The organism is Streptomyces sp. NPDC017225, from assembly GCF_044331465.1.
Taxonomy (GTDB): domain Bacteria; phylum Actinomycetota; class Actinomycetes; order Streptomycetales; family Streptomycetaceae; genus Streptomyces.
This window is the reverse complement of record NZ_JBIRNE010000003.1, coordinates 156,812-173,089: the sequence shown is the minus strand read 5'-3', so window position 1 is coordinate 173,089 and position 16,278 is coordinate 156,812. Positions and strand designations below refer to the sequence as shown.

The 16,278-nt window shown below is 70.8% G+C and carries 12 protein-coding genes and 1 pseudogene; 7 read left to right on the top strand and 6 right to left on the bottom strand.

From position 1 onward, the window contains the following. The first annotated feature begins 83 nt into the window (after window positions 1–83). From lspA to ACH4NX_RS08000, 4 genes are all read left to right on the top strand, one after another. Window positions 84–677 (top strand): signal peptidase II, encoded by a 594-nt coding sequence (lspA, locus tag ACH4NX_RS08015; protein WP_398127725.1) that lies wholly within the window; start codon window positions 84–86, stop codon window positions 675–677. Between the two features lie 94 nt (window positions 678–771). Continuing rightward, window positions 772–1,716 carry an RluA family pseudouridine synthase gene (locus tag ACH4NX_RS08010; protein WP_351392135.1) on the top strand — a complete coding sequence of 315 codons (945 nt, stop codon included), beginning with the start codon at window positions 772–774 and terminating at the stop codon, window positions 1,714–1,716. After that, complete coding sequence (locus ACH4NX_RS08005) at window positions 1,713–2,198, top strand: GNAT family N-acetyltransferase (RefSeq protein WP_351392132.1); 486 nt, start codon at window positions 1,713–1,715, stop codon at window positions 2,196–2,198. Before ACH4NX_RS08010 ends, ACH4NX_RS08005 begins: the two co-directional genes overlap by 4 nt. Window positions 2,199–2,290: 92 nt before the next feature. Next, entirely contained in the window at window positions 2,291–3,877 is a 1,587-nt protein-coding gene (locus ACH4NX_RS08000; RefSeq protein ID WP_351392129.1) for a Na+/H+ antiporter, read from the top strand. 43 nt (window positions 3,878–3,920) lie between these two features. Here the strand turns inward: ACH4NX_RS08000 and ACH4NX_RS07995 are convergent, their stop codons facing one another. Then, the gene (locus ACH4NX_RS07995; RefSeq protein ID WP_351392126.1) at window positions 3,921–5,045 is read right to left on the bottom strand and encodes a mechanosensitive ion channel domain-containing protein; all 1,125 of its coding nucleotides are present in this window, start codon (window positions 5,043–5,045) and stop codon (window positions 3,921–3,923) included. 60 nt (window positions 5,046–5,105) lie between these two features. On the opposite strand from ACH4NX_RS07995, the gene ACH4NX_RS07990 reads away from it, so the two are divergent. Next, window positions 5,106–5,777: a dienelactone hydrolase family protein gene (locus ACH4NX_RS07990; RefSeq protein ID WP_398127812.1), complete on the top strand. Its 672-nt coding sequence runs from the start codon at window positions 5,106–5,108 to the stop codon at window positions 5,775–5,777. Here the strand turns inward: ACH4NX_RS07990 and ACH4NX_RS07985 are convergent. The 4 genes and pseudogenes from ACH4NX_RS07985 to ACH4NX_RS07970 form a co-directional block, all read right to left on the bottom strand. Then, a pseudogene (locus ACH4NX_RS07985) lies at window positions 5,762–7,479 on the bottom strand (alkaline phosphatase D family protein). The gene ACH4NX_RS07990 and the pseudogene ACH4NX_RS07985 overlap by 16 nt on opposite strands. A gap of 75 nt (window positions 7,480–7,554) precedes the next feature. Continuing rightward, complete coding sequence (locus tag ACH4NX_RS07980) at window positions 7,555–8,355, bottom strand: DsbA family protein (protein WP_398127724.1); 801 nt, start codon at window positions 8,353–8,355, stop codon at window positions 7,555–7,557. A 78-nt stretch (window positions 8,356–8,433) separates the two neighbouring features. Further along, window positions 8,434–9,141 carry a hypothetical protein gene (locus ACH4NX_RS07975; RefSeq protein WP_351392121.1) on the bottom strand — a complete coding sequence of 236 codons (708 nt, stop codon included), beginning with the start codon at window positions 9,139–9,141 and terminating at the stop codon, window positions 8,434–8,436. Window positions 9,142–9,210: 69 nt separating this feature from the next. Continuing rightward, the gene (locus ACH4NX_RS07970; RefSeq protein ID WP_351392118.1) at window positions 9,211–10,551 is read right to left on the bottom strand and encodes a DUF2252 domain-containing protein; all 1,341 of its coding nucleotides are present in this window, start codon (window positions 10,549–10,551) and stop codon (window positions 9,211–9,213) included. A 276-nt stretch (window positions 10,552–10,827) separates the two neighbouring features. Here ACH4NX_RS07970 and dnaE point away from each other — a divergent pair, with 276 nt between their 5' ends. Further along, entirely contained in the window at window positions 10,828–14,367 is a 3,540-nt protein-coding gene (gene dnaE / locus ACH4NX_RS07965) for a DNA polymerase III subunit alpha (protein ID WP_351392115.1), read from the top strand. Window positions 14,368–14,494: 127 nt separating this feature from the next. Here the strand turns inward: dnaE and ACH4NX_RS07960 are convergent, their stop codons facing one another. Then, on the bottom strand, window positions 14,495–14,659 hold the full coding sequence (locus ACH4NX_RS07960) for a hypothetical protein (RefSeq protein ID WP_351392113.1): 165 nt from the start codon (window positions 14,657–14,659) through the stop codon (window positions 14,495–14,497). Window positions 14,660–14,895: 236 nt separating this feature from the next. Here ACH4NX_RS07960 and ACH4NX_RS07955 point away from each other — a divergent pair, with 236 nt between their 5' ends. Next, the gene (locus ACH4NX_RS07955) at window positions 14,896–16,122 is read left to right on the top strand and encodes an NYN domain-containing protein (protein ID WP_351392110.1); all 1,227 of its coding nucleotides are present in this window, start codon (window positions 14,896–14,898) and stop codon (window positions 16,120–16,122) included. Window positions 16,123–16,278 lie beyond the last annotated feature (156 nt).

Here is a 16,278-nt window from a genome sequence, read left to right as displayed (position 1 = left end):
CCCGTACGCGTCCTGAGCACGTACGGGACGCGGGACGTGCCGTACCCTCGTCCTCAGTCAGGTACCTAGGTTGAGGGACTCACGTGGCAGAGGCGGAGCGCATCATCGGTACGCCGGACACCCCGGACGCGGCCGGGGACGGACAGGAGCGGCCCGACGCCGAGCAGGAGCAGCCCCCGGAGCGCCCCCGGGGCAAGCGGCGGATCGCCGTGCTGTTCGCGGTGGCCGCGTTCGCGTACCTCCTCGACCTGGTCAGCAAGATGATCGTGGTCGCCGAGCTGGAGCACCAGGAGCCCATCGAGATCGTCGGGGACTGGCTGCGGTTCGTGGCGATCCGCAACGCGGGCGCGGCCTTCGGCATCGGTGAGGCCTTCACCGTGATCTTCACGGTGATCGCGGCGTCCGTGATCGTCGTGATCGCCCGCCTCGCGCGCAAGCTCTACAGCCTGCCGTGGGCGATCGCGCTCGGCATGCTGCTCGGCGGCGCCCTCGGCAACCTCACCGACCGGATCTTCCGCGCGCCCGGCGTCTTCCAGGGCGCGGTCGTGGACTTCATCGCGCCCAAGCACTTCGCCGTCTTCAACCTCGCCGACTCGGCGATCGTCTGCGGCGGCATCCTGATCGTGATCCTCTCCTTCCGGGGCCTGGACCCGGACGGGACCGTCCACAAGGACTGACCGTCGACGCGTCCTGACCGTCCGCGAGCACTGACCGGCCGCGAGGACTGAGCGCGTGTTCGGGAGTGTCCGGTCCGTCCGGCATACTCGACGGGTGAGCACGATTCCCGAGATCCGTACCCTGCCCGTGCCCGACGGCCTGGAGGGCGAGCGTGTCGACGCCGCCATCTCCCGCATGTTCGGCTTCTCCCGTACCAAGGCCGCGGAGCTCGCCGCGGCGGGCAAGGTCCAGGTCGACGGATCGGTGGTCGGCAAGTCCGAGCGCGTCCACGGCGGCGCCTGGCTCGAGGTGGAGATGCCGCAGGCGCCCGCGCCCGTGCAGGTGATCGCCGAGCCCGTCGAGGGCATGGAGATCGTGCACGACGACGACGACGTGATCGTGATTGTCAAGCCGGTCGGCGTCGCCGCCCATCCGTCCCCGGGCTGGAGCGGCCCGACCGTCATCGGCGGACTGGCCGCCGCCGGGTACCGCGTCTCCACGTCCGGTGCCGCCGAGCGGCAGGGCATCGTGCACCGCCTCGACGTCGGCACCTCCGGCCTGATGGCGGTGGCCAAGTCGGAGCGCGCGTACACCTCGCTCAAGCGCCAGTTCAAGGAGCGCACGGTCGACAAGCGCTACCACGCGCTCGTGCAGGGCCACCCCGACCCGACCAGCGGCACCATCGACGCCCCCATCGGCCGCCACCCCCAGCACGACTACAAGTGGGCCGTCACCGCCGAGGGCAAGCCCTCCGTCACGCACTACGACCTCATCGAGGCCTTCCGCGCCGCCTCCCTGCTCGACGTGAAGCTGGAGACTGGCCGCACCCACCAGATCCGCGTCCACATGGCCGCCCACCGGCACCCCTGCGTCGGCGACCTGACCTACGGCGCCGACCCCACGCTCGCCAAGCGGCTGCGCCTGACCCGCCAGTGGCTGCACGCCGTACGGCTCGGTTTCGAGCACCCCGGCGACGGCCAGTGGGTCGAGTACGCCAGCGACTACCCCGAGGACCTCCAGCAGGCCCTGGACCTGGTCCGCGAGGAGACTTACGGATGAGCGCCCCGGCCCGGACGCCCTCGTACGAGGTGCGGCTCGCCGAGGACCTCGACGACCGGGAGGCGTGCTTCGCCGTGCGCAAGGAGGTCTTCGTCGGCGAGCAGAAGGTCCCCGAGGACATCGAGTACGACGCCCACGACGCCGACGCCGTGCACGTCCTGGCGATCCGGGAGGACGGCGTACCGCTGGGCACCGGCCGGCTGCTGCACGGCGCGGCCGCCGCGGCGAAGAACGGCGACGGAGACCCGGCCGTCGGCTCCCTGGGCCGGCTCGCGGTGACCGCGCACGCCCGAGGGCTGGGCGTCGGGGCCGCCCTGGTGCGGGCCGTCGAGGACGCGGCACGCGCGCGGGGACTCACCGCGGTGGACCTGCACGCGCAGACCCACGCCCTGGGTTTCTACGAGCGGCTGGGGTACGAGGTGTACGGGCCCGAGTTCCCCGACGCCGGGATCCCCCACCGCGCGATGCGGCGCGCCCTGTAACCGGGGCGCCGAACGGGCTGGTGGGGCCGGTGGCGTGGCAGGCTTGAGGTCCGCCGTCACGACAGCCCCTAGACCCCACCGGAGCGCTGACCGTGGATCAGCTGGCCCTGTTGTTCATGCTGCTGCTCGGGGCCCTGCTGAGCGTCCCGGCCGGTGCCCGGCTCGGGCTGCCGGCGCCGGTGCTGATGACGGTCCTCGGGATCGTCCTGGCGCTGCTCGAGTTCGTGCCCGACGTCGACATCCCGCCCGAGCTCATCCTGCCCGCGCTGCTGCCGCCGCTGCTGTACGCGGCCGTGCGGCGCACGTCCTGGCGGCAGTTCGCGGCCAACAAACGCCCGATCTTCCTGCTGGCGGTCGCGCTGGTCTTCGTCACCATGACCTGCGTGGCCGCGGTGGCGAGCGCGGTCGTGCCGGGGCTGCCGATCGCCGCCGCCTTCGCGCTGGGCGCGCTGGTGGCGCCGCCCGACCCCGTCGCGGCGACCGCCGTCGCCGGGCAACTGGGACTGCCGCGCCGCCTGGTCTCCATCCTGGAGGGCGAGGGGCTGTTCAACGACGTCACGGCCATCGTCCTGTACCACGTGGCCATCGCCGCGGCCGTCGGCGGCACCTTCTCGCCGTGGCGGGCCGGGCTCGACCTGGTGCTGTCCGCCGTCGTCGCCGTCGCGGTCGGCCTCGCCCTGGGCTGGGCCACCAACAGGCTGCTGAGCCTGCTGGGAGACGCCACCCTGCAGATCGGCCTGACCCTGCTGGTTCCGTACGCGGCCTACGTCCTGGCCGAGGAACTGCACGGCTCCGGGGTGCTCGCGGTGCTCACCACCGCGATGTTCCTCGCCGAGTACGCCTTCGACGCCGACGACGTGATGATCCGGCTCGCCGGGCACACCGTGTGGGACGTCGTCGACACGCTCGTCACCGGCGTCGCGTTCGGGCTGGTCGGTCTGGAGCTGCACAACGCGATTCGCACGGCCTCCGGTCACTGGACCGAGTTGCTCGGCTGGGCCGCGGCGATCGCCGGTGTGGTGATCGTGGTGCGGCTGGTGTGGCTGCTGCCGGCCACCTGGCTGACGAAGCGGCTGCACGCCAGGCGCGACCGCGACGAGGACATCCCCATGTCCCTGCGGGAGACCGTGGTCATGTGGTGGTCGGGGATGCGGGGCGTCGCCTCGGTCGCGCTGGCGCTCGCGATCCCGCTGGAGACGGACGACGGGTCCGCCTTCCCCCACCGCGAGGAGATCATCTTCGTCGCGTTCGGCGTGATCATGGTCACCCTGCTGTTGCAGGGGCTGACGCTGCCGTGGCTGGTGGGCCGGCTCGGGGTGCGGGCGGACACCGAGCGGGAGAAGGAGTACGAGAAGGAACTGGCCGTACGGGCGGCCAGGGCCGCGAAGCAGCGGCTCAGGGAGATCGAGTCGGTCGAGGAGCTGCCGGAGGAACTGTCCGAGCAGCTGCTGCGGCGGGCCTTCGACATCGGGATGCGGATCAGCCCCGACGTCGCCGACGAGGAGCGGCGCGAGGCACAGGAGCAGCGGGCCAGGCGGGCCAAGCGGATCCGCCGTATCCAGGGCGAGATGATGAGCGCCGCCCGGCACGAGGTGCTGGCCGCGCGCAGCGAGGCCGGAGCCGACCCGGAGATCGTGGACCGCGTACTGCGTCAGCTCGACGTCCGCAGCCTGCGCTGAGGCGGGCCCCCGCCGTACATGCCGGGGCCCCGCCTCAGCGGGCTCACAGGCTCTTGGCCGGCTGTTCCGGGAAGCGGCGGGGACTGCTGTCGGGGGAGCGGCGGGGGCGGTGCAGGCCGTCGAGGGGCGGACGCGTGACCGCGTCCGCCGTGTTGATCCGCGGCAGTGCGTGCGGGTGCTCTTCGGCGAGCCAGCGGATCATCCCCTCGCGGACCGTGACCCGTACCGTCCAGATGTCGTCCGCGTCCTTCGCCGTCACCAGGGCCCGCACCTGCATGGTGTTCGGGGTGGTGTCGGTGACGGTCAGGTTGTAGTCGCGGCCGTCCCAGGCCGGGCACTCCCGCAGGATGTCGCGCAGCCGCTCGCGCATCGCATCCAGCGGCGCCGAGTGGTCGAGGTGCCAGTAGACGGTCCCGGTCATCTGCGGGGTGCCGCGCGACCAGTTCTCGAACGGCTTCGACGTGAAGTACGACACCGGCATGGTGATCCGGCGCTCGTCCCAGGTACGCACGGTCAGAAACGTGAGGGTGATCTCCTCGACGGTGCCCCACTCCCCGTCCACCACGACCGTGTCGCCCATGCGCACCATGTCGCCGAAGGCGATCTGGAAACCGGCGAACATGTTGCCCAGCGTGGACTGGGCGGCCACACCGGCGACGATGCCGAGGATGCCGGCCGAGGCCAGCAGCGAGGCGCCCGCCGCCTGCATCGCGGGGAACGTCAGCAGCATCGACGACACGGCGACCACGCCGACGACCGCCGAGACCACCCGCATGATCAGCGACACCTGCGTACGCACCCGCCGGACCCGGGCAGGGTTGCGCTGGGCGTGGGCGTGCGCGTAGCGGGAGTACGACGTCTCGACGACCGCCGCGGCGATCCGGATCACCAGCCAGGCCGCCGAGCCGATCAGCACCAGCGTCAGCGTCCGGCCGACCCCCTCCCGGTGGTCGGGGAACACCTGTGCCTCGACGTACGACCCCCTCAGCAGTGCCGAGCAGAGGAGGAGCTGGTAGGGGATGCGGGCACGGCGCAGCAGCCCCCACAGGGGCGTCTCGGGGTGCCGTCCGTCGGCCTTGCGCAACAGCAGGTCGGTGGCCCATCCGATGACCAGGGTCAGCAGGACGGAACCGCCGACCACGATCAGGGGCCGGAGTATGGTCTCCATCCCTCGAACGTAACCGGACCCGCCGTGCCGCGAACCTGTGACTTCCGTCCCGTCCCGGGTATCGCCGCGCACCGCGTTGTCACACCCGGCTGGCACCATGGGCTCATGAACATCGTGCTCTTTCACTCGACCCTCGGCCCCAGGCCCGCGGTGCGGCAGGCCGCCGACCGGCTGCGCGAAGCCGGGCACCAGGTGTGGACACCGGACCTCTTCGAGGGCCGGACGTTCGACACGGTCGAGGAGGGCATGGCCCACCAGGAGGAGATCGGCAAGGAGGAGCTGCTGAAGCGGGCCGTGCTGGCCGCCGCCCCGTATTCCGAACGCGGGCTGGTGTACGCCGGGTTCTCGCTCGGCGCCTCCGTCGCCCAGACCCTCGCCCTCGGTGACCACCGCTCCCGCGGCCTGCTGCTTCTGCACGGCACCTCGGACATCGCGGCCAACGCCTCGGTCGACGACCTGCCGGTCCAGCTGCACGTGGCGGAGCCGGACGCCTTCGAGACGGACGACTGGCTGAGCGCCTGGTATCTCCAGATGGGCCGGACCGGCGCCGACGTCGAGGTGTACCGATACGCCGGGGCCGGCCACCTCTACACCGACCCCGGCCTGCCGGACTACGACGAGGAGGCGGCCGAGGCCACCTGGCGGGTGGCGCTCGGCTTCCTCGACTCGCTCCGGGCGCAGGACGAGACCGCCGGCGACGGGGGCCGGACCGGGAATCAGACCGGCGAGTAGACCCGCTCCACCCGCTGCGTACCGCTGCGGGTGCGGTACGAACGCGCCCACTTCGACGTGGCGTCCGGCTCGGTGCGGTCGGAGACGACGTAGTAGTCCATCTGCGTCCGGTCCGCGGTGATGTCCAGCACGCCGTAGCCGTGCCGGTCGGTGTCGACCCAGTGGACGTGCCGGTTCGCGGCCCGGATGACCGGTGCGGCGATCGCCGAGACCGTCCCCTCGGGGACCTTGAGGATGTCGTCGAGGTTGTCGGAGGTCACCGAGGTGACGACGAACTCCGTGGCGGCCGAGGCGGACAGCGGGTACGTGGCGGCGTTGTGCGGCACGTCGTTGGCCCAGGCCATGTGGATGTCGCCGGTCAGGAAGACCGTGTTGCGGACGGCGTTCGCGCGCAGGTGCGCCAGCAGTTCGCGGCGGTCGTCGGTGTACCCGTCCCACTGGTCGGTGTTGAGGGCGAGGCCCTCCTTGGGCAGCCCGAGCAGTTCGGCGAGCGGCTTCAGCAGCTCGGCGGGGATCGAGCCGATGGCGAACGGCGAGATCATCACCGAGTTGCCGACCAGCCGCCACCTGGTGTCCGAGGAGGCGAGATTGGACTTGAGCCAGTCGAGCTGGGCGCGGCCGGTGAGGGTCCGCTCCGGGTCGTCGACCTCGCCGTCGCCGAGCGCCACCTGCTGCGAGCGGAAGGAGCGCAGGTCCAGCAGCGACAGGTCGGCCAGCTTGCCGAAGCGCAGCCTGCGGTAGGTGGTGCCGGCGATCGCGGGGCGCACCGGCATCCACTCGAAGTAGGCCCGCTTGGCGGCGGCCTGACGCGCCGGCCAGGTGCCCTCGGCGCCCTCGGTGTGGTTCCCGGCACCGCCCGACCAGGCGTCGTTGGCGATCTCGTGGTCGTCCCAGATCGCCACGACGGGCGCCGCGGCGTGCAACGCCTGGAGGTCGGGGTCGGTCTTGTACCGGCCGTGCCGGAGGCGGTAGTCCGCGAGGGTGAGGATCTCGTGGGCGGGCGCGTGCGGCCGTACGACGGTGTCGCGGGTGCCGTACTCGCCGGCGCCGTACTCGTAGATGTAGTCGCCCAGGTGCAGCCAGGCGTCCAGGTCGCCGCGGGCCGCGAGATGCCGGTACGACGAGAAGTGGCCGGCCTCCCAGTTGGAGCAGGAGACCACGCCGAAGCGCAGGCCCGTCACCGCCGCGTCGGCCGCGGGGGCGGTGCGGGTGCGGGCGGCGGGGGAGTCGGTGGGGCCGGCGGAGAAGCGGAACCAGTAGTCCGTGGCGGGTGACAGGCCCCGGACGTCGGCCTTGACGGTGTGGTCGGAGGCGGCCGTCGCCGTGGTGGACCCCTTGGCGACGATGTTCGTGAACGCCTTGTCCGTGGCGACGACCCAGCTCACCTCGGTGTCCGGGCCGGCCCCGGAACCCGGTATGGACTCGGGCGTCGGGGTCACCCGGGTCCACAGCAGGACGCCGTCGGGGTGGGGGTCCCCCCACGCCGTTGAGGCAGTGGGGGAGGATCGCCGGAGGCGACGCCGTGCAGGAAGGCGGGGGCGACGCCGGCGGCACCGGCGGGCAGCGCCGCGGCGAGCGGGGCGGCCAGGACGGCGCCGGCCGCCGCGGCCTTGACGACCGTACGGCGGCTCGGGATCAGGGTGTCCGCACCGTCGGCGGCCGACGGAACGGTGTTCTCGGATGGTCTGTGTCGACTGGTCACGACCGATCAGGTTACTGATCGGTATGCGAGCGGGCGGGCGAACTCGGGAAGTTCGCCCGCCCGTTCACGCCAGGTTCACTTGGTGACGCCGGCGTCCTTGAGAGCCTTCTGCCAGTCGGCGTCCGTGCCCGGGGTCTCGATCACCTTGTCGTTGATCTTGACGGTCGGGGTCGACTGGACGTCCTCGGCCTTCTGGAAGGCGTCGCTCATCTTCATCGCCCAGGCGTCGTAGGTGCCCTTCTCCACGGCGTCCTGGAACTTCTTGTTGTTCTTCAGGGCCTCGACCGTGTCCGCCACCTTGATCAGGTAGTCGTCCTTGGCGAACTCGTCGGTCGACTCCGAGGGGTGGTGCTCGGAGGAGTAGAGCGCCGTCTTGTAGTCGATGAACGCCTCGGGGCTGACGTTCAGCGCGGCACCGAGCGCGCTCAGCGCGTTCTTCGAGCCCTCACCGCCGAGGTTCCCGTCGAGGAAGGTGCCGATCGTGAAGGACAGCTTGTAGGTGCCGTCCTCCATGCCCTTGTTGACGGACTCGCCGACGCCCTGCTCGAAGGAGGCGCAGCCCGGGCAGCGCGGGTCCTCGTAGAGGTGGACGACGTGGTCGGACTTGGAGTCGCCGACGAGGACCGTGGTGCCGTTCTTGCCGGAGGTGTTGGCCGGGGCCACCACCTTGGCGTCGGCGGCCTTGTCCCAGCCCGAGGGCTCGTTCATCTGCATGACGGCGTAGCCGATGCCGCCGGCTATCGCCAGCACGCCGACGATGGAGCAGGCCACGACGACCTGCCGCTTGGTCTTGTCACGCCTGGCCTGACGCTCGCGCTCCTCGCGCAGGCGCTCACGCGCCGCCGTCTTGGCCGCCTGGGTGTTCCGCTTGCTCATGGTGGTGATCTCTCCGGGGACGCGCACACGGGTGTGTGCGGAATGCGTACGGGGGACTGCTGGGTGCTCGGTGACACGTCACACGAAGGCGGCCGAGCACGGTGGTCCGCGCCGTCCCAGGGAGTGCGTGAGGATCCGCTCGCGGGCGCCGGTGGTGCGGCGGGCCGGGGCCGCCGGGCAGCGCACCGCCGGGGCCCGGCGTACGCTCACGGCCGCGACGGCGAGCAGCAGCGGCCGGAAGGTGGTCGCGGCCACCGCGCTCAGCAGCTGGGCCAGCGCGCGCTCGCCGCGCCGCAGCCAGGCCGCCGCCAGCAGGCCGACGCCGACGTGCGCGCCGAGCAGCAGCCAGGCGGTCGCGGGGTCGGAGTCGGCGAGCACGGTCGCCAGCCGGTCGGTCTCGGCGCCCGTGACCCGGGTCAGCGGGGCCGCGACGCCGGCGTGGACGCCGGTCCCGCCGCCGCACAGCACGTCGAAGCCGACGGAGCGCAGCGGGCCCGTGACCGGGCCGCCCGTCCGTCCGTAGCAGACGTGCTGGCCGGTGGTGAAGACCGTGTCGGCGGCCAGCTCCAGCGGGATCAGCAGGGCGGCGATCCGCCCGAAGCCGCGCTCGCGCCGCCCGGCCAGGGCGTACGCGATCAGGAAGACGGCGGCGGCGACCCCGGCCACGGTGGGCAGCGGCAGCGGGACCCCGGACAGCAGTACGTGCGACGCGGTGCTGAGCGTCACGACGAGTGCCGTGAACAGCGCCGCGCGCACGGCTCTGAGCGGGGTTCCGGATATGTCCATAGCGATTGGAGAGTGTGTCATGGGGCCCGGTAAGGGACCCCTAAAGGGTTCCTGTGCGAGAGCCGACGGTTACAGACCCGGGATCCGGCCGTTGCGGAAGAGGTCGACGAAGGTCTGGTGGTCGGCACGCGCGCGTGCGCCGTACCGGTGGGCGAAGTCGACCAGCAGGGGGGCGAAGCCCTCCTCGTCGGCGGCGATCGCCGCGTCGATGGCCCGCTCGGTGGAGAAGGGCACCAGGGACTCGCCGGACTGGTCGTCCGCCGCCGCGTGCATGGCCGCCGTGGCCCGGCCCAGGTCGGCGACGACCTCGGCGATCTCCTCCGGGTCGTCGATGTCGCCCCAGTCCAGGTCGACGGCGTACGGCGAGACCTCGGCGACCAGCTGACCCGAGCCGTCCAGCTCGGTCCAGCCCAGCCACGGGTCGGCGTGCGCCTGGAGGGCGCGCTGGGAGATCACCGTGCGGTGGCCCTCGTGCTGGAAGTAGTCCCGGATGGCCTGGTCGGTGATGTGCCGGGAGACCGCCGGGGTCTGGGCCTGCTTGATGTAGATCACGACGTCGTTCTCCAGGGCGTCGCTGTTGCCCTCCAGGAGGATGTTGTACGAGGGCAGGCCGGCGGATCCGATGCCGATGCCGCGGCGGCCGACGACGTCCTTCACGCGGTAGGAGTCCGGGCGGGTCAGGGACGACTCCGGGAGCGTCTCCAGGTATCCGTCGAAGGCCGCGAGCACCTTGTAACGGGTGGCCGCGTCCAGCTCGATGGAGCCGCCGCCCGGGGCGAAACGGCGCTCGAAGTCCCGGATCTCGGTCATCGTCTCCAGCAGCCCGAAACGGGTCAGGGACCGCGCGACACGCAGGGCGCCCAGCAGCGGCCCGTCCGCGGTGTCCAGCGTGAACGGCGGCACCTCGTCGCTCTTGGCCCCGGTGGCCAGGGCGCGGATCCGCTCCCGGTACGCGTCCGCGTACACCCGCACCAGCTCGGTGATCTGCTCGTCGCTGAGCGCCTTCGCGTACCCGATCAGCGCGACGGAGGCGGCGAAGCGCTTGAGGTCCCAGGTGAAGGGTCCGACGTAGGCCTCGTCGAAGTCGTTGACGTTGAAGATCAGCCGGCCGGTCGAGTCCATGTACGTGCCGAAGTTCTCCGCGTGCAGGTCGCCGTGGATCCACACCCGGGAGGTCCGCTCGTCCAGGTACGGGCCGCCCTGCTGTGAACCGAACTCCTGGTCCACGGTCAGATCATGGTAAAAGAGACATGCCGTGCCGCGGTAGAAGGCGAAGGCCGAGGCAGCCATCTTCCGGAACTTCACGCGGAACGCCGCCGGATCCGCGGCCAGCAGCTGGCCGAAGGCGGTGTCGAAGACGGCGAGGATCTCCTCGCCGCGGTGCTCCTCGTTGAGCTGCGGGACCGACATGCCTGGTGCCTCCTGGTGCGGGTGGTGCGTGACGAGTGGAGCGCGTCTCCACTCGGACCAACGTTCGAAGGGGTGCGGGAGTGCCCGCGCCCGGGGTCCGCCCCGACACGCGGGCCCGCCCCCGAAGGTACGCGCGGATCGCCTCGGAGTGTCAGTGGCGAGGCATAGACTTCGACGCTGACCCCCGGACCGACCGCGGACCGGCCGCGGCCCGCCGCCGGCCCGTCGCCCCTCAACGAGGCGCTTCGCGCCCAAGCCCTGATTTGGAGGCCGAACGTGTCCAAGCCGCCGTTCACGCACCTGCACGTCCACACCCAGTACTCGCTGCTGGACGGTGCCGCACGGCTGAAGGACATGTTCGACGCCTGCAATGAAATGGGCATGACGCACATCGCCATGTCCGACCACGGCAACCTGCACGGGGCGTACGACTTCTTCCACTCCGCGAAGAAGGCCGGAGTCACCCCGATCATCGGCATCGAGGCGTACGTCGCCCCCGAGTCCCGCCGCAACAAGCGCAAGATCCAGTGGGGCCAGCCGCACCAGAAGCGGGACGACGTCTCCGGTTCGGGCGGTTACACCCACAAGACCATGTGGGCGACGAACAGCACCGGCCTGCACAACCTCTTCCGTCTCTCCTCCGACGCGTACGCCGAGGGCTGGCTGCAGAAGTGGCCCCGGATGGACAAGGAGACGATCTCCCAGTGGTCCGAGGGGATCGTCGCCTCCACCGGCTGCCCCTCCGGCGAGGTGCAGACGCGGCTGCGCCTCGGTCACTTCGACGAGGCCGTCCAGGCCGCCTCCGACTACCAGGACATCTTCGGCAAGGACCGGTACTTCCTGGAGCTGATGGACCACGGCATCGACATCGAGCACAGGGTGCGCGAGGACCTGCTGCGGATCGGCAAGAAGCTCGGCATCCCGCCCCTGGTGACGAACGACTCGCACTACACCTACGCGCACGAGGCGACCGCCCACGACGCCCTGCTGTGCATCCAGACCGGCAAGAACCTCTCCGACCCCGACCGCTTCCGCTTCGACGGCACCGGCTACTACCTGAAGTCGACGGACGAGATGTACGCCATCGACTCCTCCGACGCCTGGCAGGAGGGCTGCGCCAACACGCGCCTGATCGCCGAGATGATCGACATCGACGGCATGTTCGAGAAGCGCGACCTCATGCCGAAGTTCGACATCCCCGCGGGCTTCACCGAGGTCACCTGGTTCCAGGAGGAGGTCCGCCGCGGCATGGAGCGCCGCTTCCCCGGCGGCGTCCCCGACGACCGCCAGAAGCAGGCCGAGTACGAGATGGACGTCATCATCCAGATGGGGTTCCCGGGCTACTTCCTGGTGGTCGCCGACTTCATCATGTGGGCCAAGAACCAGGGCATCGCGGTCGGCCCCGGCCGAGGCTCCGCGGCCGGTTCGATCGTGGCGTACGCCATGGGCATCACCGACCTCGACCCGATCCCGCACGGTCTGATCTTCGAGCGGTTCCTCAACCCCGAGCGCGTCTCCATGCCCGACGTCGACATCGACTTCGACGAGCGCAGGCGCGTCGAGGTGATCAGGTACGTGACGGAGAAGTACGGCGCCGACAAGGTCGCCATGATCGGCACGTACGGCAAGATCAAGGCGAAGAACGCCATCAAGGACTCCGCGCGCGTCCTGGGCTACCCGTACGCCATGGGCGACCGGCTCACCAAGGCCATGCCCGCCGACGTCCTCGGCAAGGGCATCGACCTCAACGGCATCACGGACCCCACGCACCCCCGCTACAGCGAGGCCGGCGAGATCCGGGGGATGTACGAGAACGAGCCGGACGTGAAGAAGGTCATCGACACCGCCAAGGGCGTCGAGGGCCTGGTGCGGCAGATGGGCGTGCACGCCGCCGGCGTGATCATGTCCAGCGAGCCCATCGTCGACCACGCCCCCATCTGGGTGCGGCACACCGACGGCGTGACCATCACGCAGTGGGACTACCCGCAGTGCGAGTCGCTCGGCCTGCTGAAGATGGACTTCCTGGGCCTGCGCAACCTCACGATCATGGACGACGCCGTCAAGATGGTGAAGTCCAACAAGGGCATCGACCTCGACCTGCTGTCGCTGCCGCTGGACGACCCCAAGACCTTCGACCTGCTCCAGCGGGGCGACACGCTCGGCGTCTTCCAGTTCGACGGCGGACCGATGCGCTCGCTGCTGCGGCTGATGAAGCCCGACAACTTCGAGGACATCTCCGCCGTCTCCGCGCTCTACCGTCCCGGCCCCATGGGCATGGACTCGCACACCAACTACGCGCTGCGCAAGAACGGCCTGCAGGAGATCACGCCGATCCACAAGGAGCTGGAGGAACCCCTCCAGGAGGTCCTCGCGGTCACCCACGGCCTGATCGTCTACCAGGAGCAGGTGCAGAAGGCCGCCCAGATCATCGCGGGCTACTCGCTCGGCGAGGCCGACATCCTCCGCCGCGTGATGGGCAAGAAGAAGCCCGACGAACTGGCGAAGAACTTCGTCCTCTTCCAGGAGGGCGCCCGCAAGAAGGGCTACAGCGACGAGGCCATCCAGGCCCTGTGGGACGTGCTGGTCCCCTTCGCCGGCTACGCCTTCAACAAGGCGCACTCCGCCGCGTACGGGCTGGTCTCGTACTGGACGGCGTACCTGAAGGCGAACCACCCGGCCGAGTACATGGCCGGTCTGCTCACCTCGGTCAAGGACGACAAGGACAAGTCGGCCGTCTACCTGAACGAGTGCCGGCGCATGGGCATCAAGGTCCTCCCGCCCAACGTCAACGAGTCCATGTCGAACTTCGCCGCGCAGGGCGACGACGTGATCCTCTTCGGCCTCTCCGCCGTGCGCAACGTCGGCACCAACGTCGTCGAGTCGATCATCAGGTGCCGCAAGGCCAAGGGGAAGTACGCCTCCTTCTCCGACTACCTCGACAAGGTGGAGGCCGTCGTCTGCAACAAGCGGACGACGGAGTCGCTGATCAAGGCCGGCGCCTTCGACGAGATGGGGCACACCCGCAAGGGCCTCACCGCGCAGTACGAGCCGATGATCGACAACGTGGTCGCGGTCAAGCGCAAGGAGGCCGAGGGCCAGTTCGACCTCTTCGGCGGCATGGGCGAGGAGCAGAACGACGAGCCCGGCTTCGGACTCGACGTCGTCTTCGGCGAGGACGAGTGGGACAAGACCTACCTGCTCGCCCAGGAGCGGGAGATGCTCGGTCTCTACGTCTCCGACCACCCGCTCTTCGGCCTGGAGCACGTGCTGTCCGACAAGGCCGACGCGGGCATCTCCCAGCTCACCGGCGGTGACTTCGGCGACGGCGCGGTCGTCACCATCGGCGGCATCATCTCCGGCCTCCAGCGCAAGATGACCAAGCAGGGCAACGCCTGGGCCATCGCCACCGTGGAGGACCTCGCGGGCTCCATCGAGTGCATGTTCTTCCCGGCGACGTACCAGCTGGTGTCCACCCAACTCGTCGAGGACGCCGTGGTGTTCGTCAAGGGACGCCTGGACAAGCGGGAGGACGTGCCCCGGCTGGTCGCCATGGAGCTGATGGTTCCCGACCTGTCCAACGCGGGTACCAACGCGCCCGTGGTCCTCACCATCCCCGCCACCCGGGTCACCCCGCCCATGGTCAGCCGCCTCGGCGAGATCCTCACGCACCACCGGGGCGACAGCGAGGTGCGGATCAGGCTCCAGGGGCCGAGGAAGACGACGGTGCTGCGGCTGGACCGGCACCGGGTGAAGCCCGATCCGGCCCTGTTCGGCGACCTGAAGGTGCTGCTCGGTCCGTCCTGTCTGGCGGGCTGAGCGCGCGAGGCGGCCGAAGCCGCCGGGGCCTTCGAGGTGTCCGAGGTCCCCGTAGCGCCCGAGGGGCGTACCCGTCGCCGGGTGCGCCCCTCGGGTGTGCGGGCCGCAACGGCCCGTCCTGCGGGTGTCAGTTGTGGCCGAAGCGCTTCTGCCGCTTGCGGGAGGCGACGTCGCCGGGCGTCAGCTGCGGGCCGTGCTGCTCCTCGCGGTCCAGCACGGGGGACTCGGCCGTCTGCTGGGCGCGCTCGGTCTGGGGCTGCTTACGATCACGGTTGTTCTTGTTCTTGGCCATGGTGATCTACCTCCTGAGGGGGATCTGGGGGCCAGGTCCGGGATCAGATTCACATAGGCCAACCAAGAACGCATATCGGGCAATTACCGTCCGTGATGCGGCTCGTCGGGGTGCGAGGGCGAACCGGTTGTGCGGAAACGCCACGCCGAAGATCGAGTTCGGGCCGTTAACCTCCGCGTGGTCGGGCAGACTCGAAGGAAGCCCGAAGCAAACCTCCCGGAAAGAGGGTGGATCGCGTGGACCGCTGCATCGTCCTGGTGGACGCCGGGTATCTGCTGGGGGCCGCCGCCAGTCTCCTCGCCGGAGAGCCGTCGCGCTCACGCATCACCGTCGATCACGCCGCCCTCATCCAGGGGCTCCGTGATCGCGCCGAGTCCGACACGCAGCAGCCCCTGCTGCGCATCTACTGGTTCGACGGCGCCCCCGACCGCGTCCCGCAGCCCGAACACCGCCGGTTGCGCGTGATGCCCCGGGTCACCGTCCGGCTCGGTGCCCTCACCCGCAGCGACGGCCGCTGGGCGCAGAAGGGCGTGGACGCCGCCATGCACGCCGAGCTGACCGAGCTCGCCCGCAACCGCGCCTGCTCCGACGTCGTCCTGGTGACCGGCGACGGCGACCTGCTGCCCGGCATGATGGCCGCGAAGGAGCACGGAGTCGCCGTCCACCTGTGGGCCGTGCAGGCGGCCGACGGCGACTACAACCAGTCCGAGGACCTGGTCGCCGAGGCCGACGAACGGCGCGTCCTGGACCGTACGTGGATCACCAAGGCCGTACGCGCCAAGGAGATCGGCGGGATCTGCGCGCCGCCGCCCGTGCCCCGCCCCGAGATCGCCGCGATCCTCTCCGCGCCGCTGCCCGAGTCCGCCCTGTCCGCCGCCGCCGAGCGGCGGCCCGCGGAGGAGCCGGAGCACCCCACGACGACCAGCGCCGCGCGCAACGGCACCGAGGAGCGCGTACCGCCCGCCAAGGGCGTCCCCACCCCCAAGGACCTCGCCGCGCTGCGTGCCCCCGGCGCCGCCACCGCCCACCCGGCCCCGCACCCGCCGACCGCCACCCTGCGCTGGTCCTCGGACAAGGGCTGGGTCGACCGGTCCGGCGCCGAGCCGCCCGAGGCCGTCTCGCTGCCGACGCTGGCCCAGCTCACCACCGCCGAGCAGCGCTGGGCCGACCGCGAGGAGGACATCACCACGGTCGGCGGCGACCCGTACGAGGTCGGGCAGGTCTTCGCCCGCCGCTGGCTGGAGCGCCTCGGCGACCACGGCCACCTGCAGAAGCTCTCCGGGATGTACCCCCGCATCCCGCACCGCGTCGACGGCGAGCTGCTGCGGTACGCGGCCCGCTTCGGACTGCTGGCCCACAAGGACGACCAGATCGACGAGCACGACCGGTACGCGATCCGGGCCGGATTCTGGCGGGAGATCGACGTCCGGACGGCGACCGAGCGCACCCCCGCGGTGGAGTGAGACTCTCCGGCGCTCCTCCGGCTTCCCTCCGGCTTCCCCTCGGCTTTCCTCCGGCTCCCCCCGGCGCCCCTTCGGCTTTCCCGGCTGAATCGACACTTATGGGCGGACCCGAGGGCGGGGCGGAGGGGCGGACCCCGTACTCTCGTCCCTTGTGAG